This is a genomic window from Actinoalloteichus hymeniacidonis, assembly GCF_014203365.1.
GTDB lineage: Bacteria > Actinomycetota > Actinomycetes > Mycobacteriales > Pseudonocardiaceae > Actinoalloteichus_A > Actinoalloteichus_A hymeniacidonis.
The window spans coordinates 1918998-1941930 of sequence record NZ_JACHIS010000001.1 but is presented as its reverse complement, the minus strand read 5'-3'; the positions used below and the strand labels follow the sequence as shown (position 1 = coordinate 1941930).

Below are 22933 nucleotides of genomic sequence, written 5' to 3'. Positions count from 1 at the left end.
CGCGCTACCGGGTCAGCGACCGCCGGTGGGTCTGACGACGAGGGATTCCGCTCTGGCCAACGCGGATAACGAGTGGTCCGCCTCGTGATCGGCATGCCGCACGCCGTTACCGCCGCCCCGTCGACCGCTCATGATTCCAGCTAAGCACCGGCCATCGAATGAGTCAATCGACTGACTTAATAGTCGCTGGTCGGGCTCATCGGTGATGTCGGTCATAGCCGAGATCGAGTGGGCTGCCGGAGCAGACTCCCCGACCACCCCACTCGGAAACTCGGACAGCTACCGGCTCCATGGCCTGCAGATCGATCGACGTCGCAGGCTTGCCACGCCGCGCGGTCACTCCTCCGTGGCGGGCAGCGGCTCGCCCGACATCGCGCAGACGGCCCCGTCGATCAGCGCCCGTTCGGCCGCGCCGAGTGCTTCGGTACGCAGACCGAACTGCGTCGTCGTGACCACGGTGACCGATCGGGTACCCGACTCGTCGACGTAGTTCGCACTGGCATAGCCGGGAATACCACCGGTGTGGCCCCACACCGAGCCGCACGGGCTCTGATACTGCTCCAGGCCCAACCCGTATCGGGCGCTCGCAGGCTCGCCGGGAAACTCGACGACCGTCTCCTTCATCTCGGCCAGCTGCGCGGGCGGCAGGACCGAACCGGACAACAGCGCACGGAGGAACCGCTGCCAGTCGGAGGGCGTCGAGACCACCGCGCCCGCAGTCCAGGACCAGGACGGATCGATCGAGGACACCTCGACGTGATCGTCGCGCGGCTCCCCCACGAAGGCGACGCCCTCGGGAGTACCCGGCGGCAGCAATGGCGCGAGATGCTCGGCATCGGGTTCGTAGCCCTCGGCCAGTAGGTCACCATCGCGAGACTCGCCGTCGGTGGCCAGATACGTGTCGGTCAATGCCAATGGATCGAGGATCCGCTGCTGGAGAAGATCCGCCACCTGCTGTTCGGTCGCCCGTTCCAACACCATGCCCAGCGCGATGTAGTTGGCATTGCTGTAGGCATAGGCGGTGCCCGGAGCGGCCAGGGCGGGAAGTTCCACCGCCGCTTCCAGCAGGCGAGCGGGTGGCAACGGCGTCGTGCTGTTGCCGGTGATCAAACCCAGGACCTCGGGATGAAGAACGTAATCATCGAGTCCGCTGGTGTGGTTCAACAGCATCCGCAGGGTGATCTCGTCGCCGTTCGGGATAGCGGCGGGCAACCATTTCTCCACCGTGTCCGACAGGGAGAGCGTGCCGTCGGCGACCTGCTGCAACGTGAGCACGCCGATCATGGTCTTGGTGTTCGAACCCATGCGGAACTGATCCTGAACCGAGAGCCGCTGTTCGACCCAACCGGCCTGTCCGGTCAGCTCGATCGGCTCGCCCGCACCGTCGTCGACCAGTGCCACCACGCCGGGTGCGCCCGCGTCGACGAGCTCGTCCAGCAGGACACCCAATTCCGGTGTCGGAGTATCGGCCGCGCCGCTGTGCTGGGCTGCCACGTCACCGCTCGGTGTGGCGGACGGCATGCCCGTATCGGCAGTGCCTGCGCAGGCCGTGACCAAGGCGAGCACCGTCAAGGTCCCTGCGACGGTCGCAGTGGCCCGTCGTGTGGAGCGAGTCGTTCCGGCATACCGGATATTCATGGGTTTCTCCCGGGAATCAGAGCCTGCTACGGCGAACTCACCGCATGAGACTCATTCAGCCAGGATCGGCCGCCCAGAACGTCGCACCTTCGACGGCTTTGGACCGTCGCCGAGTCACTCCGAGGAATGACACCGGTCGACGCGCTCTCGCACTGTCGACCGGCTGACGGTCAGCCTCCTACCGGTCAGGACAGCGTGTTCCTGGCCAACACCGCCGCCTGGGCTCGGCTCTGGCAACCGGTCTTGGCGAGCATGCGACTGACATGGGTCTTCACCGTGTGGAGACTGACCACGAGCCGCTCGGCGATCTCGGCGTTGCTCAACCCGTCGCCGACGAGCCGCAGTACGAGCCGCTCGCGGGCGGTGAGTCCGGCCAGTCGAGCGAGTTCACCGTTGTCCGGTCGATGCCGGGCGGCGAGGTGACCCTCGATGATGCGGCGGGTCACGACCGGACTCAGCGCACTGTGGCCGAGTGCGGCGGCTCGGACAGCGGCGGTCAGTTCCTCGTAGGAACTGCTCTTGAGTAGGAAACCCGCCGCCCCGGCTGCCAGCGCCTCGTCGACGTACTCGTCGAGGTCGAAGGTGGTCAGCATGAGCACCCGGGTCTTCCCGGGGCCGACCAGCCCGCGCCTGCCCAGTTCGGTCAGCGCCCACAGCCCATCTCGACGGGGCATCCGAATATCCAAGAGCAGGACGTCGGGTTTGAGTTGGGTGCACACGTCGATGGCCGCTTCGCCGTCGGCCGCGGTACCGGCGACGACGAGGTCGGCTTGGGCGTCCAGGATGGTGGTCAGGCCGATGCGGACGAGCTGCTCGTCGTCCACCACGACCACCGTGATCTGCTCAGCCACCGACTACTCCCGAGGGCAGGGTGGCGGTGATGCGGAATCCGCCGTCGGAGGTCGGACCCACCACGAGCTCGCCCGCCAGCGCATCGACCCGCTCGCGCATGCTGATCAGGCCGAGACCGGCTCCCGCGCCTTGCGTGCCTGCTCGTACCGCCGGACGATTCACCACGTCGATCAGCATTCCGGCGGCATCCGACTCCAGCGTCAGCACCACCGGGGCGCCCGGGGCATGGCGGCGGGCATTGGTCAACGATTCCTGCACGATGCGGTAGCCCGCCAGCTGCGTCGGACGTGGCAACGACTCCAGCTCGCCCCGGAGTCGCGCTTCGACGGTCCCGCCCTCGGCCCGGTGGCCATCCAGCAGCGCCGGTAGATCACCGAGATCCGGCATCGGACGCAGCGGGACGGCGTCGGCGGGATCACGCAACATACGCAACAGGTCGTGCAGTTCGCCGCTGATCTGCCTGCCGGCCACGGCAAGCCCGTCGGACTGGGTTCTGGCCCAATCCGGCAACTCGGCGCTCCGAGAACGCAGCGCCTCGGCGTGCACGATCAGGAGGGTGAGCGAATGCGCGACCAGGTCGTGCATCTCGCGTGCGATGCGGACCCGTTCCTGCTGGGCGGCCTGCTCGGCCCGCAGGTGTTGCTCGCGGGTCGCATCCGCCGCCCGCTGTTCGGCCGCGACGAGCAACACACGTCTGCTTCTGGCTCCGAAACCGAGTGCCCAGGCCAACGGCATCGGTGCCAGCACTGCCAACACGTCCGGACCGCCTCGGAAATCGACTGCGCTCACCGTCATCCAGTTGATCCACAGGCCTATCCCGACCATCAGGCCGCCGACCAGGGCCGCCACTCCGTTACGGGCGGGGCGGGCACCGTGGTTGCCCAGGTTGTACAGGACGACCGCGAGCGAGAGGAACGCCAGCGGTGACAACCTCGCTCCCACTGCCGCGCCTGCCACGATCGTCGCAACCAGCGCTGCGACGATCACGAGGAAGGCGGTGATCGGCATCCGACGTCGCACCACCAAGGCCGCCAAGGCCACCGCCTCGAAACACGCCAGTAACAGCCACGCGGTCGCCGTGGAGTCGGTGCTCGGCTGTAGCAACGCAGGCGCCAACAGGGTCAGCGCGATGAGTCCGGCATCCGCAATCCATTCGCGCCTTCGGCGGAGCTGTTCTGTCACCACTCGACCCTAGGACCGCCGAGTCCTCCGATCGTCACTCCTTGGGACTAGACCGGCTGATCCGAATACGCGCTTCGGACCCAAGCGAGAACAGCGCAGCCGTCGCGGTTCGCTCGTCGGCGGAGCGGCGGGGCGGCGACGCGGCGGGTGACCATTCCCGCCCATATCTCGCGCACTCTAGCGAGATCCACACCGAATCGCACGGCTGTTCTGGAAATCGGAACCATGCGTTGAGCCCCGCGCCGATTGATCCTTACGGTGCTGGATATGGGTGACACGAGTACAGACGAGCAGACGAAGGCCGCAGGCACACGTCGCATCCTGTTGGCCGGTCCCCGATCCTTCTGCGCAGGAGTCGAGCGAGCCATCGAGATCGTCGAACGCGCCCTGCGCTCGCACCCCGGACCGATCTACGTCCGCAAGCAGATCGTGCACAACATCTCGGTCGTGGAGGACTTCACCCGACGTGGCGTGATCTTCGTCGAGGAACTCGACGAGGTGCCGAACGGCTCGACGGTGGTGTTCTCCGCGCACGGCGTCTCCCCCGCGGTTCGCGAGGATGCCGCCCGTCGACAACTCGATGTCATCGACGGCACCTGCCCGTTGGTCACCAAGGTGCATGCCAAGGCCCGTCGCTTCGCCGCCCGGGGCGACACGGTGGTGCTCATCGGGCACGGCGGTCACGAGGAGGTCGAGGGAACCCTCGGCGAGGCACCCGAGTCCATCGTGCTGGTCGAGACGCTGGAGGACGTGCAGAACCTCGAGATCCCCGACCCCGAGCGGGCCTCCTACCTGACGCAGACCACGCTGGCCGTCGACGACACGGCCGAGTTCATCGGCGCGCTTCGGCAGCGGTTCCCGTTGTTGCACGAGCCGTCCTCCGAGGACATCTGCTACGCCACCACCAACCGCCAGCACGCCCTCGGCGCGATCGTCGACGAGTCGGAGCTGGTGCTGGTCGTCGGCTCCACGAACTCCTCGAACTCGGTGCGTCTGGTCGAGTTGTCGCGCAGGCAGGGCACACCCGCCTACCTCATCGACTCGTCGAAGGACATCCAGCCCGAATGGTTGGACGGCGTGACGACGATCGGGTTAACCGCAGGCGCCTCGGCTCCCCCCGCGTTGGTCGACGAGGTGGTGGGTGCGCTGCGGGAACTGGGACCGGTATCGGTGGAGGAACGCGAGATCAGCCGGGAGACCACCCACTTCGAGCTTCCCGCCGCAGTTCGGGATCTGCCGGATCGCGCGCAGTAGCCCGACGGCGGAATCCGCCCACCCGCACCACGTCCCACCGTCTCGGTCGGGCCCCATCCCGGACTCGACATGTCATCGGACCGCGAGAGATCCGTGGTCGACAGCAGTCGGACAGGCAGAAGTAGTCGGCGCGCGGCACCCTACATCTGAACGGCGTGAGACATGACAACCACCACATTGCTCAGCCATATCACCAGCCCGCAGCGCCTCAAAGAGCTCCCACCGGAGCGGCTTGGCACGCTGGCGACCGAGATCAGAGAGTTCCTCATCGACAAGGTCTGCCGGGCAGGTGGGCATCTCGGTCCGAATCTGGGCGTGGTCGAGTTGACCATCGCGCTGCACCGGGTGTTCGACTCGCCGACCGACCGCATCGTCTTCGACACCGGCCATCAGTCCTACGTGCACAAGATCCTCACCGGGCGGCACGACGACTTCGACTCGCTGCGCACGGCGGGCGGGTTGTCCGGCTATCCGAACCAGGCCGAGTCGCCGCACGACCACGTCGAGAACTCGCATGCCTCGACCGCGCTGTCCTATGCCGACGGCCTGGCCAGGGCGGTCCGGTTGCGCGGCGAGGACAGCCGGGTGGTCGCCGTCATCGGTGACGGTGCGCTGACCGGCGGTCTGGCCTGGGAGGCGATGAACAACCTCGGTCGCGGCGAGCATCCCGTGGTGATCGTGCTCAACGACAACGGTCGCTCCTATGAGCCCACGGTGGGCGGCCTCGCCGATCACCTCGCCGAACTGCGGCGACCGGGATCGACCGGACGAAACCTGTTCGAGGACGTCGGCCTGGCCTATCTCGGTCCGGTGGACGGCCACGACACCGCCGCCGTAGAGGAGGCGTGTCGGCAGGCCGTGCGGCTGTGCAGGCCCGTGGTCGTCCACTGTGTCACCGAGAAGGGCCGGGGCTACTCCCACGCCGAGCAGGATGTGGCCGACCACATGCACGGAATCGGCGTCATCGACCCGGAGACCGGCCGGTCGAGCCGGAAATCCGCGCCGACCTGGACTGCGGTCTTCGGCCAGGAGATGGCCGCGATCGGCGCGACGCATCCCGAGGTGGTGGCGCTGACCGCCGCGATGCTGCGTCCCGTCGGGTTGCACGCGTTCGCGCAACGCTTCCCCGATCGCATCGTGGACGTGGGAATCGCCGAGCAACACGCGATGACCAGCGCGGCGGGCTTGGCCATGGGCGGCCTGCATCCGGTGGTCTGCCTGTACGCGACCTTCCTCAACCGCGCCATCGACCAGGTGTTGATGGACATCGCCCTGCACCGGCTGCCGGTCACCATCGTCCTGGACCGGGCGGGCGTCACCGGACCGGACGGCGCCAGCCACCACGGCATGTGGGATCTCGCGCTGCTCAGTGCGGTGCCCGGGATGCGCGTCGCGGCACCGCGCGACTCCGTGCAGCTCGCGAGACAACTGAGCGAGGCGGTGGCGATCACCGACGGCCCGACCGCGCTGCGATTCCCGAAGGCCGCCGCAGGGGACGAGATCGCTGCCGTCGGCACGATGGACGGACTCGACATCCTGCACCGGAGCCGGTCGCTGCCGCTGGACGTGCTGCTGGTGTGTACCGGGGTGCTGGCCGGTCCGGCGAAACATGCTGCGGAGTCGATCGCCGAGGACGGCATCGGGGTGACCGTGGTCGATCCCCGGTGGCTGCTGCCGGTGAATCCCACGCTCGTCCACCTGGCCTCCCGGCATCGGGTGGTACTCACCGTCGAGGACGGGATGCGGGTCGGCGGCTTCGGTTCCGCAGTCGCCCAGGCCTGTTCGGATGCGCGGGTGTCCGCCCCGGTGCGCAATCTCGGACTGCCGCGCGAGTTCCTCGATCACGGAAGCCGCGGCGCCATCCTCGCCGAGCACGGCCTCACCGCCGAGTCCATCGCCGCAACGGCGAGAGCGCTGCTCGAAGCCTCCACCGAAGGCCAGACCACTCCGTTCGAAGGGATACTGCGGTGACCTCCGTCGCATTGGGAATGCCCACGCTGCCACCACCCGTGCTCGCCCCTCGGCGGCAGACCCGCCAACTCCAGGTCGGTTCCGTCGGCGTCGGCAGTCAGCACCCCGTCTCGGTGCAGTCGATGACGACGACGGTGACTGCTGATGTGAATGCGACGTTGCAGCAGATTGCGGAGTTGACGGCGTCGGGGTGTGACATCGTGCGGGTGGCGTGTCCGACGCAGGATGATGCGGATGCGTTGGCCACGATTGCGGCGAAGTCGCAGATTCCGGTGATCGCCGATATTCATTTCCAGCCGAAGTATGTGTTCGCCGCGATCGAGGCGGGGTGTGCGGCGGTGCGGGTGAATCCGGGCAATATCAAGAAGTTCGATGACAAGGTCAAAGAGATCGCCCACGCCGCCCGCGACCATAAGACTCCGATCCGGATCGGGGTGAATGCCGGATCCCTGGATCCGCGTCTGTTGGCCAAGCACGGCAAGGCCACCCCAGAGGCCCTGGTCGAGTCGGCGTTGTGGGAGGCGTCGCTGTTCGCGGAGCACGACTTCCACGACATCAAGATCTCGGTGAAGCACAACGATCCGGTCGTGATGGTCCGCGCTTACGAGTTGCTGTCGGAGGCCTGTGACTATCCGTTGCATCTGGGGGTCACCGAGGCGGGTCCGGCGTTCCAGGGCACGATCAAATCCGCCGTCGCGTTCGGGGCGTTGTTGCGGCAGGGCATCGGGGACACCATCCGGGTGTCGCTGTCGGCGCCGCCGGTGGAGGAGATCAAGGTCGGCACCCAGATCCTGCAATCCCTCAACCTGCGACCGAGGAAACTCGAGATCGTGTCGTGTCCGTCCTGCGGCCGCGCCCAGGTCGATGTGTACACCTTGGCCGAGGAGGTCACCGCGGGGTTGGAGGGCATGGAGGTCCCGCTGCGTGTCGCGGTGATGGGCTGCGTGGTCAACGGACCCGGCGAGGCACGCGAAGCCGACCTCGGAGTGGCCTCGGGTAACGGCAAGGGCCAGATCTTCGTCAAGGGCAAGGTCATCAAGACCGTCCCCGAACACCAGATCGTGGAAACCCTCATCGACGAAGCCATGCGCATCGCCGAGGAGACCGAGGCCGCAGGCGAGGACGCCGAGGCGATCGCCGGTGGCACGGGCCCGGTGGTCAGCGTCGTTGGGGGGCAGCCGTTGTGAGCTCCGTAAGAGTGCTCGTGCTGGCCTCCGATCCGCTCTCCCGGATGGCGATCGTCGGCCACCTCGATGCACAGCCCAGGATCGAGGTGGTCGCCGTCGAGCAGCAGCAGCGGGCAGGCCTCGACGTGATCGTGTTCGTCGCCGACCGAGTCAACGTCGAGGCACTGGGACGCCTCCGCCGGATGAAGGCGATCCTGTCCGCGCCGGTGGTGCTCGTCACCGGAGAGATCGGCAGCGCCGACGTGTTCACCGTCGTGGAGTCCAACGTCGTCGCGGTGCTTCCCCGACAGACCATCACCGGGCCGCAGATCGAGGAAGCGGTGCTGACGGCCGCCGCCGGGGGCGGGATGCTGCCCTCGGCGATGCTCGGCGAACTACTCAAGCAGGTCAAGCGACTGCAACACGAGGTGCTGCTGCCGCACGGTCTGCACGCCTCCGGCCTCAACGCCAGGGAGATCGAGGTCCTCCGGCTGATGTCGGACGGCCTGGACACGGCGGAGATCGCCGTCAAACTCGGTTACTCGGAACGGCTGGTCAAGCGGGTCATCTCCACGGTGACCAGTCGACTGGGGCTGCACAATCGGCCGCACGCGGTGGCCTACGCCCTGCGTAAGGGCGTCATCTAGCGCAGCCCCGGTCGACCCGGGTCATCGCGTCGCGGGTTCCTCCACGGCATGGGGGCGTGTTCGCCAAGCCCACGGCGAACGCCCCTCCGCCCGCATCCTCCGGTGCAGCAACACCACGTAGAGGATGTCCAGGGCGACCATGGTCGGCACGATCACGAAGAACAGCAGCCGTGACGGGTACAGGATGAAACCGGTCAGGCCCGCGAAGAAGGAGCCGCCCAGCTTCGCCACGGCCAGGTACATCGACTGCCCGATCGAACTGCCGCGCCGCCGGAGCATGAAGATGAAGGCGGCGCTCAACGGGACGTTGAGGATCATCCCGATGTACATGCCGTCCCGGTCGTGGAACTCGTTGGCGCCCGCCATGATCAGTAAGGCGGCCCAGACGAAGACGCCGACCAGCGACCAGGCGAACGCCTTCTGAGTCAGCGTCGGATAGTCGTTGCGCCCGTAGCGGAAGACCAGACTCAGCAGGACGAGGTTGAAGACCAGCCACACGAGGTTGATCCCGCGCTGCGTGCTGGTCTGTTCCAGCAGGAACGTGAGGCTGAACTCCCAGGCGACGTTGATCGCCACCAGGTAGGCGGGGATCGCGACCCGCCCGTCCAACACGGTCTGTCGGATGGCCAGTAGGTAGGTGATGAGCCAACCGAGCACGGTGGGGCCCGCGACGGACCAGAACAGCCAGTCCGGCACGTCGGCCGGACCGACCGTCACGGGCGCGATCTCCGACATCGGGAACAACGGTGGGGGAAGCCAATCCAGGTCCACGGCACACGTCCTCAGCGGGGTCGACGGGGGGAAGCGGAGACAGGGCGGAACAGGGCATTCCTGGTGGCTGCGGCAGGCAGGCGATCGATACCGGCCTGCCACAGCCGCCTCGATCAGAGACCTCGGACGATCAGATCCAGTCCGAAGAACGCGCCGCCGTAGAGCTCGCGACCGATATGCACGTTGAGCATGGCGTGCCGCGCCGCGGTATTGGCGTCACGCCAGTACTGCTGCAGGGGATTGGACTCCGCGAAGGACGCCGCGCCATGCGCCCACAACAGCTCGTTGAGTGCGATGGTCACCAGGTTCACCGCGTGGCCGACGTCGCCTCGGATGCGCCGGAGTTCCGTCTCCGGCAGGGCGACGGCGGCCTCGGCGGCCGCGTCGATCACGTCGGCGGCCCGGCTGACGTGCAGCTGGGCGGAGTCGAGGGTCAGCGCGGTCCCACCGAGCCCGGACACGAAGGTCGGCGAGCTGGTCTGGTTGGCGTACAGACTCGGCGCGATCCCCCTGGAGGGGGCCCGGTCCACGACGAGGTCGAGGGCGGCCTGCCCGATGCCGACCACCACCGAGGCGCAGATGACGGCCATCGCGGCCACCGCAGGCGTGCGGAACAACGGAGTCAGCGAGACGTCCTCGGCGTTCTGCCGTCCGAGCTGCCGGTCCACCGGGATGATCCGATGGTCCGGAACGAACACCTCGGTGGCCACGGCGGTGTGACTGCCGGTGGCGCGCATCCCGACGGTGGCCCAGGTGTCGTCGACGGTGAGGTCGGCGACGGGCACCAGCACCGATACCGGTCGGATCAGCTCGCCATCGGCGTCGATCTCCTTGGCGCTCAACACCGCCCAGTCGTCGTGCAGGATGCCCGAGGCGTACGGCCACCGCCCCGACAGCAGGCAACCGCCGTCGGTGCGCACCGCATCGCCTGCGGCCACGAAGATCGAGGCCAGTTTGGCACCGGGGTCGGCGCCGAACACCTCGTCGCGGGCCTGCTGTCCGAACCGCGAGGCCATCAGGTTGGAGCCGTTGATGTTGTTGACCACCCACGAGGTGGACGGACAGTAGTGCGACAGGGCCTTGGTGACCTCGCTCAGGGTCCGCACGTCGGTCTCCAGCCCGCCGTAGGACCGGGCGGTCCAGAGCATGCCGACCTGGGATTCCTCGATCGCCTGCAGGGTGGCCTGGGGGAGTCGGCGTTCCCGGTCGCCCTCGGCGACGCCGGCCGCCAGTACCGGACCGATCGCGTGGACACGGTCCAGCAGCTCCGAACGCAGATTCACCGGATCTGTTCGCAGATGGGTCATGAGGTGCCCTCCCGGGGCGCTGAAGCGCGGCCGGGTCGGCCCGATCGCGCGCGTGAGTTGCGGACACAGCAGACAGGCGATTCGGTGGCGATCGCCCGATTCGTCGGCGGGCGCCGGGTGGCCGTGGGGTGATCGTCGACGCGAACGCAGCCGATGCGGCGGATGCGCCGTCCGGGCAGGCGGATCGTCGACGATCCCCCACGAATCAGCCGGCCGTGTCCTCCGATTCGGAGATGAGGCGGGTGATGTCGAAGTAGTCCCGCCAGGCACTGATCCGGCCGTCGCGCAGCTCGAAGGCCGCCGCCACCTTCAGATTCGCCGCGATCGGTGTGCCGTCTGTCCGCAGCATGTCCTCGACCCGTTCGACCAGCACGGTGTCGCCGGTGACCGCCACGCTTCGGAAGCGGACCACCAACTGCGCGAACGCGGGTGGCATCAGCGCCATGATCTGCTCCCGGCCTCGGCAGACCGGGGAACCGGGGTTCTCCCAGACGCAGTCCTCGGTGAGGAACCGGTCCACCGCGGCCCCGATATCGGCGGGCGTCGGGCCCATCGCGCCGAGGAAGTCCCGGACGACGCGCTCGTTGTCGATGCTCACCGCGTCAGCCTCCGCTCGCCACGAGGGCGGGCTTGCCGAGGATCCGGGCGAAGACCTCGGTGAGTTCCGAGGCGGGCGAGGTGCCCGCGCGCTCGGTGCGCCAGGCGACGTGGTTGTCCGGCCGCACCAGTACCGCGCCCTCGCCGGGGACCTGCCGCAGCGCCGCCCAGCCGCCGTCGACGTCCTGGTAGTCGGCGGATTCCGTCCCGACCGAGACGACCTGCAACGCCACCCCGTGAGTCGCGGCGACCCGCTCGGCCGCGTCCACCCACGCGGAGTTCTCCGGCCCGGTGATCAGCACGAATCCACCGTGGGCGCCGACGAGATCGTGGGAGGAGACGCGTTCGCCGTCCTTGCGCAACCACACGTGCGGCAACCGGTGTCCCGGGCGGGTGACCGGGTGGTATCGGCCGCCCATCGGGTCGCGCGGCGGCGGCTGGGACTCGTCGGCGACCAGGGCGCCGGCCGCATAGGAGAAGCCGATCTCGATGTCGTGCGCCTGATACTCCACCCGCTGCGTGGTGAAGACCTCGTGCGCGCGGATCCGACGGGTCTCCCCCATCGGCGTGTCGGAGAAGAGCTCCAGGAAGTTGCGCTGGGTGGCCTCCAACGGTTGCCCGGGCAGCAACCCGAGGCCTGCGTGCGCCACGGCGTGGTTGCGCAGCGCGTACATCGCCCAGCTCACGTTCCGATGCGCGACCGGCAGGCGTTCCTGCTCGAAGGTGTCCAGCAGCGCGTCGTCGGCCTGCCCGTCGAGTACCGCCGCCAGCTTCCAGGCGAGGTTGTGCGCGTCCTGGATGGCCGAGTTGAGGCCGAGACCGGTCGCGGGCGGCTGCCGGTGTGCGGCGTCCCCGGCGAGGAAGACCCGGCCGACGCGGAAGGTGTCGGCGATGACCGCCTCGGGCACGTAGTGGCTGACCTGGTGGACGGCGACCTCGAGGTCGGGCAGTTTCAGCAGCTCACGCACGCGCAGCACGGCCGTCTCCGAGGAGAAGTCCGGCGTGCTGCCCACCGGGATGTGGTAGTGCAGCGCCCAATCCTGCGAGTGCAGTCCCCAGCCTGGTCCCACGGCGACGATGCCGTAACGCGAGATCGGTCCGCCGTCCGGGCTGACGAAGTGGGTCATCAGCACCGAGTCGCCCGGCCAGGACTCGGAGAGATCGGCGGTGAAGTGCACGGACATCACCTGGAAGGCGCCGGGCTCCCCTGCCATCTCCACCCCGAGCGAGGCGCCGATGCTGCGGCCACCGTCGGCCGCCACCAGGTAGCGGGCCCGGATCGTCTGCGACTCGCCGGTCTCCCGGTCGGTCACCACGGCGGTCACACCGTCCTCGTCCTGGGTGAACTCCTCCATGACGTGGTTGAAGCGCACCCGGTCAGGCGCCCGCTCGTCGGCGTGGCGACGCAGCACCGGTTCCAGGTTGTGCTGCGGGAAGTTCGTCGACGGGCTGGGGCTGTCGGCCGCGTAGGGACCCGCGGTGGTTCCGCCGCCGAAGGCGTCCATCCGGTGCAGGTCTCGGCCGTCGAGCGGGCCGTCTCCCGCCAGCGAGGTCCGCCAGACGACCTCGCTCATGTTCTCCAGCGGGCAGCTCTCGCGGTAGACGTCCTCGGCGACGCCGTGCTGCCGGAAGATCTCCATGGTGCGTTGGTTCAGGTAGTGCGCTCTGGGCAGTACGGAGGTGGACTCGCGTCTCTCGACGAGGAGGTGATCCACGCCGAGATCGGATAAGAAGAGCGAGGTGGTGAGCCCACAGCCGCCGCCACCGACGATAAGTACCGATACTTCCACATCAGACATTGATTTCTCCTCGAACGAGGTGATCATGCGACGGGATTTCGGGGCCCGTTCGGCGGGCCTTGGCGTGCCTGTTCTCCCGGTGTCGTGCTCGACACTCGGTCTATCCACAAAGGACTGATCGGTCGTACTGGTGCCCCGGGCCCGAAGCCACCTCGGGTGTGGCGCCGGGAGCTCGGGCCGTGGCGGGTCAGCGGCGTCGGGTCGTCATGACGCCGAGTCGCGTCCGCCCGAGAGGATGGCGTTGGCGGGGCACAGCAGCGCCGCCTCTCGGACCTGTTCGTGCAGGTGCTCCGGCGGGGCCGGATCGAGCAGGACGACGACGCCGTCCTCGTCACGCTGGTCGAAGACCTCCGCCGCGACCATCACGCAGTGTCCGGCGGCGACACACTTGCCCTCGTCAATCTCGATCTTCATGGTCAACCTCACCCTCCAGCCGCGTCACCAGGTGACGGGCAGCCTGTTCACGCCGAAGACGAGCGCGGTCGTGCGGTAGTCGATCTCGTCGTGGTCGACTCCCACGGCCAGCGTGGGGAACCTGTTGAACAGCGCCGGAAGCGCCACCCGCAGCTCCAGTCGGGCCAGCTGCTGGCCGAGGCACTGGTGCGCGCCGTAGCCGAACGTGATGTGGGGTTGCGGCGGCCTGCGCACGTCGAGGGTGTCCAGATCCGGGGCCTCGATGTCGGGGTCGCGGTTGGCCACGAGGATCGAGGTCATCACCCGCTCGCCCTTCTTGATCACCTGGTCCCGCACCTGTAGGTCGGCCGCGGCCTGCCTGGGCATGGTGGTGGCCGGGGAGCAGAACCGCAGCAGTTCCTCGATGGCGCCGTCGATCGCCGACGGGTCGTCGCGGACCACGGCGAGCTGCTCGGGGTGTTGCAGCAGCAGGGCGGTTCCGGCCGAGAGCATGCTGGCGGTGGTCTCGTGTCCGGCGATGAGCAGCATGTTGCCGATGCCCACCAGCTCGTCGTCGGTCAGTTCGGGACCGTGGTCGCGAACCAGGATGCCGAGCATGTTGTCGCCCGGCTCGCGGCGGTGTGCCGCGACGAGCTCGGCCATGTAGGCGTCGAGCTCGGCGAGGTTCTCGATCTGCTTCTCCCGGGAGGTGTTGATGTCCAACCCGACCTTGGCGCGGCGCTGGAAGTCCGCCCGGTCGGCATAGGGCACTCCGAGCAGGTGGCAGATCACCTGGGTCGGGATGGGCGTGCTGAACTCGGTGACCAGGTCGACGCCGGGTCCCTCGGCCGCCAGTGCGTCCAGCCGCTCGGCGACGACCTCCTCGACCATCGGTTGCAGGGCGCGGATTCGCTTGACCGTGAACGCGGCCGTGAGCATGCGGCGCAGCCGGGAGTGCTCGGCGCCGTTGTAGTTCAACAGGTTGCCCGGCTGGTTGAGCATGGTGCGCGGGGCGTCCGGGTCGAAGACGAAACCCATCTGGAGCCGGTCGTCGTTCAGCGCGCTGCGGATGTCGGAGTAGCGGGTGAGGGCGACCGCCTCGAACTCGCCGATCATCGGGTTGGGAATGCGGATTCGGGGAAGTTCCTCGGATTTCTGCATCTCGTAGAGCTCGGCTGCCGGGGCATAGGGGCATCCCGTGGCCCGTGCAGCGGTGGGTAGCACCTTGGGCTCGTCCATGCGAACGCCTTTCGTCCAGGGGTGACGCGACTGGCCTCGCCCGGCGGTGAGTACGCAGGCAGAGGGGAGCACAAGACGGGTCAGTCGCACGTCGGGTCCACCTCGGGCGCCGTCAGCTGGTCAGCCGGTGCCTCGCCGAGCACCGGCCGACGATCGGCGTGCCGCCCGAGTGGACCGTAACATTAAATGGCGGAGTGTGCCATTTTGTCTTAGCGCGCCATGAATTGATCCGAGACGGGCCAACCGGGCCAGGCCTGCCGAGACGAACCACGACCGAGGGGAGAATGTCCGCCATGACGACAGACGCGACGAAGGAGACAGCGGATCGAGGCCGGGGTCGACCGCCCATGAGCCAACAACGTCGGGATGTCGTCCGTCTCCAGATCGCAGCCGCCGCGCTCGACCTGTTCCGAGCCCAAGGCGTGTCCGCCACCTCCGTCGACCAGATCGCCGCCGAACTGGAGATCTCCACCCGGACACTCTGGCGGTACACCTCGTCCAAGGAGGCCTGCATCGAACCGCTGCTGACGCACGGCATCTCGGTCGTCGTGCAACGCCTGCGCGACTGGCCGCGCGACCAGCCCCTGCTCGCCCATCTCCTGCACGAGGACGACCTCTACGAGGACGTCTCGGAGTCCACTTTGGAACTGGTCCGCCTGATGCGCACCGAACCCGGCCTGATGTCGGTCTGGCTGCGCACCCACCTCGACGCCGAGCAGGCCTTCGCCTCGGTGCTGGCCGAACGCACCGGACGCTCCGCCGACGCCCTGGAGACCAAGGTCCAGGCGGGCATGCTCAACGTCGCCCTCCGGCTCGCGATGGAACACCACGCCTGGCGCGCCGACCATCCACAGCGCGACTCGACCGGTCCGGACAACCTGACCGAGGCGACCGAACTGGCCCTGCGCACGGCGATAGCCGGACTCGCCGTCTGATATTCGAGGTATCGCCTACTACCCCATTCGTCGCAGCGATAGGAATCGCAAAGGAACCAACAAGCGGACCGAGGGACCGAACAGTCCACGCACCGTTCCCTTTGGTGCCCGCGTCCGCTCACATCGACGACAATGGAACGAGCGGCCCCTACAGTCGTTCCCATGACGGAGATCGATGTACCCCAGGTTGCCGATCTCGAGATAGCCGCTCTGGTGCGCGCCGAAGTGGAGCGACGGTGGCCACTCGACGTCCAAGGAATCGAAGAACTCGCCCGTTACGGGTTGATTCCCTTCGGTAAGATGATGGGCCCATGGTTGCTGATCCGGTCCAGTCTGGCGACCGGCGGCGACGTCAAATCGGTACTACCCGCCGCCGTGGCCGTCGAATGCATTCAGGTCGGCGCCATGATGCACGACGACATCGTCGACGGCGATCCACAGCGACGCAGCAAGCTGGCCGCCCATGCCGCGTTCGGCCAGGGTACGGCCATCATCGGTGGTGACGGCCTGTTCTTCCACGGCTTCGCCGCCCTGGCCGACTGCCAGCGGGCGGGCGCGCCCGTCGAACTCGTCGGCGCGGCATTGACCATTCTGTCCCAGACCGGACTGCGCATCGGAAACGCGGCGGTCGAAGAGATCAGAATGGGTCGGAGTATCTGCTCCACCAGTACCTACCTGAACATGATTAAAGACAAGAGCGGCGCGCTGCTCTGGATGGCGTGCGGCGTCGGCGCCACCCTCGCGGGCGCGGATCGGAAATCACTTGCGGCGCTGCGGAGCTACAGCGATCTCCTCGGTGTCGGATATCAGATTCGCGACGATCTGATGGCCTACGACGGAACTCGGGCCGGTAAGCCGAACATTTCCGATATTCGGAACGGCAGACCGACATTGCCGGTATTACTCGCTCATCGGCGGTCCACCAGAGAACAACAACGACTGATCGAACATCTGCTGGCCGACACCACCACCCCCGTGGAGGAACGGCACGAGGCCATGGCGGAGATCGTCGAGGTCTCCGGCGCGGTCCGATCGGCGCGCCGGATGTCGCATCTCTACGCCCACCTCGCGGGCCGGGCACTCGACGAACTCCCCCCGTCCGTGCACCGCGACGTGCTCGTGGAACTCACGGTGCCCGGTCGGCTGGTGTGACCGCCGCGATCACGGCCAGGAGGTGACTCATGACTGCGATGACCTACCCCCGCTACCTGCACCTCGCGGAGCTGCTGTCCCTACAGCACCCGCTCACCGCGCCCCTCGAACAAGACCTGCATGACAACGAGCGACTGTTCATCAGCGTGCACCAGATGTCGGAGCTGCTGTTGAGCCAGGTCCTCGTGGATCTCCGGCACATCAAGGAGAACCGGTGCACCGCCCGCTGCTTCGCGCACCGGGCGGACCGGGCCACCCTGATGGTGGAGTCCCTGGAGGCACATCTGACGCTGCTGCGGGAAACGCTGCGCCCGGAGGCCTTCCTGATGTTCCGGGACCGGTTCGGCAGCGCGAGCGGCTTGCAGTCCGCACAGTTCCAGGAGCTCTTCCGGCTGACCGACCGCCTGGAGACCAGGGAATCCAGCCTCCCGCTGGAACCCCATCGCCTCGCGAGGCTGCGGACCGCCATCACCCACTGGCGCCGAACCCATCTCGGGCTGGTCAAGTACATGATCGGCGACCTGCCCGGATCCGGTGACACCGACGGGGTCCGGTTCCTGGCGAAGCGGCTGGCCGGTTCATCCCTCGACGACACCGCCAGGCATCCACGAACGGACTCCGAGAAGGTGCGAAGTGAGCACGGTGTCTCCTGATCCCTCGTTCGGCCACGTCGTGGTGGCGGGCGGCAGCGTGTCCGGCCTGCTCGCCGCACTGGTCCTGTCGCGCCACGCCGACCGCGTGACGGTGTTGGAGCGCGACCACTACCCCGGCGGTCCCGAACCGAGGTCGGGCGTGCCGCAGTCCCGACACACCCATGTCCTGTTGACCAGCGGGATCCAGGCATTGGACGAGCTGCTTCCCGGGGTGGTCGACGAGCTGCGCGCCGCCGACGCGCCATACCTCTCGGTGCCCGCCGACGTCGGTGTCTGGCAGGCCGGCCAATGGGTCTCGCGGGATCACCCGTCCCAGCCGGTCATGTCCGCCTCCCGCCCGTTACTCGAACAGCTCGTCCGGCGGCGGGTGTTGGCCGCACCCCGGATCCGGGTCTGGACCTCCACGGCGGTGACCGGACTCCTGGGCCGCGCCGACCAGGTCACCGGCGTGACGGTGCGGGATCGGGGCACCGACCAGCAGTCCGAGCGGGCCATCGAGGCCGACCTGGTGGTGGACGCCACCGGCCGGGCCAGCCGCTTCGACGAATGGCTCGCCGGTCTCGGTGGCGCACCCGTCGCCGAGGAGACGTTGGAGACCGGCCGCGCCTATGCGACCTGCGTGTTCCACGCCGACGAGCAGCACTTCGATCGGCAGCTGCGGGGCTTCTACATCGTCCCCGAGGCCGCACAGACCCTCGGCGCGATCATCCTGCCCGCCGAGGGCGACCGCTGGATGGCGACGCTGTCCGGGCCTCGGGGGCAGGCGCCGCCCACCGACCCGGCCGGGTTCGTCGACTTCGCGCGCGACCTGCCGCACCAGGCGCCGCACACCTTCCTGCGCTCGGCACGACCGATCGGCAAACCGGTGGGATATCGACACACCGGCAACCGCAGGCGCCGCTACGACCAGGGCCGGGATCGGCGCGGACTGCTCGTCGTCGGCGACGCGGCCTGCGCGTTCAACCCGGTCTACGGCCAGGGCGTGTCGGTGGCGGCCATGAACGCGACGGCCCTGGAACGTCTGCTGACCGGGACGCGCGTGCTGCCCTCCACACACCGGATGCAGCGTGTCATCTTGCGTTCCTCGCAGGCCGCCTGGGAGATTGCCACGGGAGCGGACAGCCACATGCCGGGAGCCGAGGGCAATGCGGCACGCACCGGTCCGCTCGATCTACTGCTCAACCGGTACCTGGACCGGGTCCGCGATCGAGTCCCCGGTGATCCGGTCGTGTGCCGGGCGTTTCGGGACGTTCTCTTCCTACTGGCCCCACCGAGTAGCCTGCTCACCTCGTACCAGGTGGTCCGGCGGTCGCTGCTGCATCCGGTGGCCGCACCTCGTTCCGACGTGCTCACGCCATGATCCGCCTGTTTTCGTGACCAGACCTGGAGGTTCGATGCCATGCGACGAACAACCGCGCCCGGCCTGCTCGGATCACCGCGAGCGACGGTGAGACCATGACTGCGACCAGGATCCTGCCCTCGGCGCTGACCTCCGGCGTCGCGCTGGTGGAACCGGCTCTTCGCGAGGCCGTCGGACGACTCTGCCCACAGATGAGCGTCGTCGGGCGCTACCACCACGGCTGGGCCGACGCCCAAGGCAGGGAGATCGATGGGTGGGGCGGGAAGCTGCTCCGCCCCACGCTGGCGATCCTCTCGGCCCGCGCTGCGGGAGCCGAGCCCTCGGCAGGGGTTCCCGCCGGGGTCGCGATCGAGCTGGTGCACAACTTCTCGCTGCTGCACGACGACATCATGGACGGCGACACCGAGCGTCGAGGCCGGGCCACGGCGTGGACGCTGTTCGGGGTGCCCCGCGCGATCCTGGCAGGCGACGCGCTGTTGACCGCGGCCGCCACCGAGCTACTCGCGGCCGAGGCCTCGGGCGCGCGCACCGCCACCGCCTCGCTGATGGCCGCCACCCAGCGCATGATCCGAGGCCAGGCCTCGGATATGGACTTCGAGGGACGCACCGACGTCTCGCGGGACGAGTGCCTGCGGATGGCCGCGGACAAGACCGGTGCGCTGCTGGCCTGCGCGTGCTCGCTGGGTGCCGACCTCGTCGATGCGGACCGGACGCTGGTGGCGCGGCTCGCCGACTTCGGTGAGCACGTCGGACTCGCGTTCCAGTTCATCGACGATCTGCTGGGTATCTGGGGCGATCCGGCGCGGACCGGCAAGGCGGCCGGGGCGGATCTGCACAGTCGCAAGAAGTCCCTGCCCGTGGTCGCGGCGCTCAACGCGCCGGATTCCGCCGAACTGCGCGCCCTCTACCTGCGCCCGGAGCCGTTGAGCAACGACGAGGTCGCGCGCGCCGCCGATCTGGTGGAGCGCGGGGGCGGTCGCGACTGGGCACGCGCGGAGGCGGATCGACACGTCGCGGCGGCCACCGAGTCGCTCGAGGCGTGCGACATCCCGGACGCGGTGCGCGGTGACTTCCTCGAAGTCGCGGCCTTCATCACCGGCCGACGGTTCTGACTCCGGCGGGGTCGATGGCGTGCGCGGTATGAGGTTCCGCCGGCAGTAGAGCTGTCGGCGGCGCCTTCGCCGGGACCGGGCGGCGGGGCGGACTGTTCGGCGAACTCGCGACGTTGCGAGGTCGACGAGCTCAGAACGTCGAGTCTCCCAGTGGCGTCGATCGGTCGCGCACGCCGATCAGCGCGCCATGGACAGGTTGGTCTCGATGCCGCCGACACTGTCCAGCAGCACACCGCCGATCTTGCGTAGATCGAGTTCGTTCGCCATGCCGCACAGCACGATCGCGGCCACCGGGTACTGGTTGCCGAGGTGGATCGGCGCGGCCACCTCGACGAGCCCGGGGATGGCATCGCTGCGTGACCAGGACAGCCCGGTCCGCCGGATCGAGTCGAACTCGCGCCGCAACACCTTGGCCCTGGCCGGATTCCAGCCCGTCTGCCCGGTGGGGACGATGCCGCACAGCTCCGAGGGATCGCTGACGCTGCGCGCCAACAGCAGTCGCCCCGCCGCAGAGCCGAAGGCGGGCACCGGTTCCCGCCAGGCCGCGGCGATCCGGCGGTGATCACGCCGGTAGAGGATCCCGGTATGCCAGACCTCCAGACCCGACAGCGCTCCGACGCTGACCACGAGTCGGGTGGTCTGGAAGAGGTCGAGCAGGAAGGGCGTGAGTTCCTCACTGATGTTGCGCACCCGGTCGGGACCGTTGGAGGCCGCCAGCTGGAAGATGTAGCTGCCCAGCTCGTAGGACTTCGATTCCCGACGGTCGGCCAGGCCCAGCTCGGTCAGCACCCGCATCTGCCGGTGCAGGGTTGATTTGGGCAGGTTGACCAGTTCGGAGAGTTCCGAGAGTGTCAGCGGCCCGGAGGCGGCGGCCAGCTCCTCGAGCACCGCCAACGATCTTCGAAGCGGTCCGCCGCCGCTCTTCGCCGCGTCACCGGAGTCGTCGGGACCCGCCTCGGCATCGGGGCGACCACCACGTCGGGGTTGCGGGGATGTTGCCGCAGCCTGCTGGAGCGGTGTCAGCCGCACCCGCTCCAGGCCGATCGGCGCGAGGTCCACCGGCACCGCCTCGGAGCGCCGCCATCGAACCTGGGTTCTCCCGGAGTCGGACATCTGTTCCCCTTTCGATAATGCTCTAACCACCCGACAGACTTTCCCCAGCTGATCGTTGCGTAGCACGATTGAATCGACCCCGCCAAAGCGAGCCCGAGTCGCTATATAGTGCGCTCAGATGAGCGAATCAGTTGACAAAAATTAGATTGCGATGGCCTATTCGGACCATCGGAGCACTATCGAAGACAGCAGGACGCTAATTCGGATAGACATGCTAAAGCTCGCCTTCCGGCGGCTGCACCCCCTACGGGCAGGGTCGAGGGGACGGTGACGCGCAGGGCGACAACAGGTCGATACCGCACGGTATCCGCCGGTAGATGCCCGCGAAGTGCCCGTAAGAAGACTGCCGAACACAGTCAGATGAACTTTACGAACACGTTAAAGAAAGAAGCTGCACGACAGTCTCAAGACGGGGGTCACGGTCCTCCCTGGTGATCGCAGGCTGGCAGGCTGATTCCAGTTCGGTCGACTGACTTTCTATAGGTAGACCGAATACGGAGCCAGGTGGGTGCCATTCTCGGCGGCGACCAAGAACGCTGTGTGCGGCCACAATAATCACATACTCGTCACGGCACTTCAATGGTGTCTCGATCACCGGATCGCTTTCCCATGATGAGGACCGCGCATCGTCGTCGGCCGACCTGTCGGGTGACGCCGAGGTGTGCCCCGCCCCCGATGCTGGACAGGCCCTCGCCCATCCGACAAGACTCCCCCCGTGACCATCTGGATCTGCGCCACCTGCGGGGTCGAGCATCCCGACTCCGAACGCCCGCCGAACTCGGACTGTCTGATCTGTGCCGACGATCGCCAATGGGTCCCCGAGAGCGGGCAGGTCTGGACGACGCTGGCCGAGCTGGCAGCCCAGGATCACCGCCTGGTCCACGAGGAGCTGGAACCCGGTCTACATCGGATCAATCGGGAACCCGGTCTCGGCATCGGACAGCGGACCTATCTGGTGCAGACCGAACAGGGCAACCTGATGTGGGATCCGCCGAACCACCTCGATGAGACGACGGTGCGGCAGGTGGCCGCGCTCGGCGGCGTCTCGGTGATCGTCGCGAGCCACCCGCACATGTTCGGCTCCCAGGTGAGTTGGAGCGAACGCTTCGACGCGGCGCCCATCCTGGTGCACTCGGCGGATCGCCGGTGGGTGCGGCGCGAATCCCCGGCCATCCGCGAATGGAGTGGGGTCACCGAGGTACTGCCCGGCGTGACACTGGTGACCGCAGGCGGGCATTTCCCCGGGTCCGCCGTCGCCCACCTCGCCCACGGTTCGGAGGGGCGCGGCAGTCTCCTCGTCGGGGACACGATCATGCCGGTACTCGACTCGGGCTGGGTCACCTTCGAGCGCAGCTATCCGAATCGGATACCGCTCTCCCCCGCGATCGTCGCGCGCATCGTGGATCGACTGGCGCCCTACCCCTTCGAGCGGCTCTACGCGTTGACGGGCGGCCGCGTCCTGGCCGACGCGAAGAACGCGGTGCATCGGTCCGCGCAGCGCTACATCGACTGGGTCGGCGGCAAGTACGACCATCTCTGCTGACGGGCAGGTCCTGCGGGCGCGGATTCTCCGTGGGGCGTCGGGATCAGTCGTCGAGCAGCCACCACACGGCCAGGGCGATGCTGGCTCGGAGTAAGCCTGCGGGCTCGGTGAGCTCGATGCCCAGCGACGGTAACGGTCCGAGCTGGTCGAGTCGACGCGAGACGCTGCTGTGGTGCCGGTGCAGCAACTCGGCGGGACTCCAGACCCGGTCGCGCCAAGGCGGATCCGGGTCACACCCGCCGTCGGCGG

At 68.0% G+C, this 22933-nt stretch carries 21 protein-coding genes; 10 read left to right on the top strand and 11 right to left on the bottom strand.

The genetic code is table 11. From position 1 onward, the window contains the following. Nucleotides 1-336: 336 nt before the first annotated feature. The 3 genes from BKA25_RS08750 to BKA25_RS28340 all read right to left on the bottom strand — a co-directional run bounded on the left by BKA25_RS08750 (nt 337) and on the right by BKA25_RS28340 (nt 3672). Nucleotides 337-1638: a serine hydrolase domain-containing protein gene (locus BKA25_RS08750; RefSeq protein ID WP_069850701.1), complete on the bottom strand. Its 1302-nt coding sequence runs from the start codon at nt 1636-1638 to the stop codon at nt 337-339. A 185-nt stretch (nt 1639-1823) separates the two neighbouring features. Continuing rightward, a complete protein-coding gene (locus tag BKA25_RS08745; RefSeq protein ID WP_069850703.1) occupies nt 1824-2489 on the bottom strand; it encodes a response regulator in 666 nt (221 codons plus the stop codon). Beyond that, nucleotides 2482-3672, bottom strand: coding sequence for a sensor histidine kinase (locus BKA25_RS28340; protein ID WP_069853875.1), 1191 nt, complete (start codon nt 3670-3672; stop codon nt 2482-2484). The genes BKA25_RS08745 and BKA25_RS28340 overlap by 8 nt, the downstream gene beginning before the upstream one ends. A gap of 267 nt (nt 3673-3939) precedes the next feature. Between BKA25_RS28340 and ispH the strand changes: the two genes are divergently transcribed. From ispH to BKA25_RS08720, 4 genes are all read left to right on the top strand, one after another. Then, nucleotides 3940-4926: a 4-hydroxy-3-methylbut-2-enyl diphosphate reductase gene (gene ispH, locus BKA25_RS08735; RefSeq protein ID WP_069850705.1), complete on the top strand. Its 987-nt coding sequence runs from the start codon at nt 3940-3942 to the stop codon at nt 4924-4926. Nucleotides 4927-5088: 162 nt separating this feature from the next. Continuing rightward, a complete protein-coding gene (locus tag BKA25_RS08730) occupies nt 5089-6897 on the top strand; it encodes a 1-deoxy-D-xylulose-5-phosphate synthase (RefSeq protein ID WP_069850707.1) in 1809 nt (602 codons plus the stop codon). A 17-nt stretch (nt 6898-6914) separates the two neighbouring features. Further along, entirely contained in the window at nt 6915-8084 is a 1170-nt protein-coding gene (gene ispG / locus BKA25_RS08725) for a flavodoxin-dependent (E)-4-hydroxy-3-methylbut-2-enyl-diphosphate synthase (RefSeq protein WP_069853876.1), read from the top strand. Then, nucleotides 8081-8710: a helix-turn-helix transcriptional regulator gene (locus tag BKA25_RS08720; protein WP_236750318.1), complete on the top strand. Its 630-nt coding sequence runs from the start codon at nt 8081-8083 to the stop codon at nt 8708-8710. The genes ispG and BKA25_RS08720 overlap by 4 nt, the downstream gene beginning before the upstream one ends. Nucleotides 8711-8731: 21 nt before the next feature. Here BKA25_RS08720 and BKA25_RS08715 read toward each other — a convergent pair whose 3' ends face one another. From BKA25_RS08715 to BKA25_RS08690, 6 genes are all read right to left on the bottom strand, one after another. Further along, nucleotides 8732-9481, bottom strand: a complete 750-nt coding sequence (locus BKA25_RS08715) for a transmembrane-type terpene cyclase (RefSeq protein WP_236750319.1) — start codon at nt 9479-9481, stop codon at nt 8732-8734. A 113-nt stretch (nt 9482-9594) separates the two neighbouring features. Then, entirely contained in the window at nt 9595-10788 is a 1194-nt protein-coding gene (locus tag BKA25_RS08710; RefSeq protein ID WP_069850709.1) for an acyl-CoA dehydrogenase family protein, read from the bottom strand. 205 nt (nt 10789-10993) lie between these two features. Continuing rightward, the gene (locus tag BKA25_RS08705) at nt 10994-11386 is read right to left on the bottom strand and encodes a limonene-1,2-epoxide hydrolase family protein (RefSeq protein ID WP_236750320.1); all 393 of its coding nucleotides are present in this window, start codon (nt 11384-11386) and stop codon (nt 10994-10996) included. Between the two features lie 4 nt (nt 11387-11390). Beyond that, entirely contained in the window at nt 11391-13184 is a 1794-nt protein-coding gene (locus BKA25_RS08700; RefSeq protein WP_069853880.1) for an FAD-dependent monooxygenase, read from the bottom strand. Nucleotides 13185-13388: 204 nt separating this feature from the next. Continuing rightward, on the bottom strand, nt 13389-13598 hold the full coding sequence (locus BKA25_RS08695) for a ferredoxin (RefSeq protein WP_069850711.1): 210 nt from the start codon (nt 13596-13598) through the stop codon (nt 13389-13391). Nucleotides 13599-13622: 24 nt separating this feature from the next. Further along, a complete protein-coding gene (locus BKA25_RS08690; RefSeq protein WP_069850712.1) occupies nt 13623-14816 on the bottom strand; it encodes a cytochrome P450 in 1194 nt (397 codons plus the stop codon). Nucleotides 14817-15109: 293 nt separating this feature from the next. On the opposite strand from BKA25_RS08690, the gene BKA25_RS08685 reads away from it, so the two are divergent. From BKA25_RS08685 to BKA25_RS08665, 5 genes are all read left to right on the top strand, one after another. Further along, complete coding sequence (locus BKA25_RS08685; protein WP_069850714.1) at nt 15110-15751, top strand: TetR/AcrR family transcriptional regulator; 642 nt, start codon at nt 15110-15112, stop codon at nt 15749-15751. 162 nt (nt 15752-15913) lie between these two features. Beyond that, entirely contained in the window at nt 15914-16903 is a 990-nt protein-coding gene (locus BKA25_RS08680) for a polyprenyl synthetase family protein (RefSeq protein WP_069850716.1), read from the top strand. Nucleotides 16904-16932: 29 nt separating this feature from the next. Beyond that, entirely contained in the window at nt 16933-17556 is a 624-nt protein-coding gene (locus BKA25_RS08675; RefSeq protein WP_084643235.1) for a tryptophan 2,3-dioxygenase family protein, read from the top strand. Next, on the top strand, nt 17537-18916 hold the full coding sequence (locus BKA25_RS08670) for an FAD-dependent oxidoreductase (RefSeq protein WP_069850719.1): 1380 nt from the start codon (nt 17537-17539) through the stop codon (nt 18914-18916). Before BKA25_RS08675 ends, BKA25_RS08670 begins: the two co-directional genes overlap by 20 nt. Before the next feature lie 95 nt (nt 18917-19011). After that, the gene (locus BKA25_RS08665) at nt 19012-20028 is read left to right on the top strand and encodes a polyprenyl synthetase family protein (protein WP_069850721.1); all 1017 of its coding nucleotides are present in this window, start codon (nt 19012-19014) and stop codon (nt 20026-20028) included. Nucleotides 20029-20205: 177 nt separating this feature from the next. Here the strand turns inward: BKA25_RS08665 and BKA25_RS08660 are convergent, their stop codons facing one another. Then, nucleotides 20206-21141 carry an IclR family transcriptional regulator gene (locus BKA25_RS08660; protein WP_084643236.1) on the bottom strand — a complete coding sequence of 312 codons (936 nt, stop codon included), beginning with the start codon at nt 21139-21141 and terminating at the stop codon, nt 20206-20208. A 715-nt stretch (nt 21142-21856) separates the two neighbouring features. Between BKA25_RS08660 and BKA25_RS08655 the strand changes: the two genes are divergently transcribed. Further along, nucleotides 21857-22684: an MBL fold metallo-hydrolase gene (locus tag BKA25_RS08655; protein ID WP_069850723.1), complete on the top strand. Its 828-nt coding sequence runs from the start codon at nt 21857-21859 to the stop codon at nt 22682-22684. A gap of 43 nt (nt 22685-22727) precedes the next feature. On the opposite strand, the gene BKA25_RS08650 is transcribed toward BKA25_RS08655, so the two are convergent. Continuing rightward, on the bottom strand, nt 22728-22871 hold the full coding sequence (locus BKA25_RS08650) for a hypothetical protein (protein ID WP_216637747.1): 144 nt from the start codon (nt 22869-22871) through the stop codon (nt 22728-22730). Nucleotides 22872-22933 lie beyond the last annotated feature (62 nt).

Excerpts from the sequence above, each read along its gene's own strand:
- BKA25_RS08750 (WP_069850701.1), bottom strand. The coding sequence starts at position 1,638 with ATGAATATCCGGTATGCCGGAACGACTCGCTCCACACGACGGGCCACT.
- ispH (WP_069850705.1), top strand. The coding sequence starts at position 3,940 with ATGGGTGACACGAGTACAGACGAGCAGACGAAGGCCGCAGGCACACGT.
- BKA25_RS08730 (WP_069850707.1), top strand. The coding sequence starts at position 5,089 with ATGACAACCACCACATTGCTCAGCCATATCACCAGCCCGCAGCGCCTC.
- ispG (WP_069853876.1), top strand. The coding sequence starts at position 6,915 with ATGCCCACGCTGCCACCACCCGTGCTCGCCCCTCGGCGGCAGACCCGC.
- BKA25_RS08710 (WP_069850709.1), bottom strand. The coding sequence starts at position 10,788 with ATGACCCATCTGCGAACAGATCCGGTGAATCTGCGTTCGGAGCTGCTG.
- BKA25_RS08700 (WP_069853880.1), bottom strand. The coding sequence starts at position 13,184 with ATGTCTGATGTGGAAGTATCGGTACTTATCGTCGGTGGCGGCGGCTGT.
- BKA25_RS08695 (WP_069850711.1), bottom strand. The coding sequence starts at position 13,598 with ATGAAGATCGAGATTGACGAGGGCAAGTGTGTCGCCGCCGGACACTGC.
- BKA25_RS08690 (WP_069850712.1), bottom strand. The coding sequence starts at position 14,816 with ATGGACGAGCCCAAGGTGCTACCCACCGCTGCACGGGCCACGGGATGC.
- BKA25_RS08685 (WP_069850714.1), top strand. The coding sequence starts at position 15,110 with ATGACGACAGACGCGACGAAGGAGACAGCGGATCGAGGCCGGGGTCGA.
- BKA25_RS08680 (WP_069850716.1), top strand. The coding sequence starts at position 15,914 with ATGACGGAGATCGATGTACCCCAGGTTGCCGATCTCGAGATAGCCGCT.
- BKA25_RS08675 (WP_084643235.1), top strand. The coding sequence starts at position 16,933 with ATGACTGCGATGACCTACCCCCGCTACCTGCACCTCGCGGAGCTGCTG.
- BKA25_RS08665 (WP_069850721.1), top strand. The coding sequence starts at position 19,012 with ATGACTGCGACCAGGATCCTGCCCTCGGCGCTGACCTCCGGCGTCGCG.
- BKA25_RS08660 (WP_084643236.1), bottom strand. The coding sequence starts at position 21,141 with ATGTCCGACTCCGGGAGAACCCAGGTTCGATGGCGGCGCTCCGAGGCG.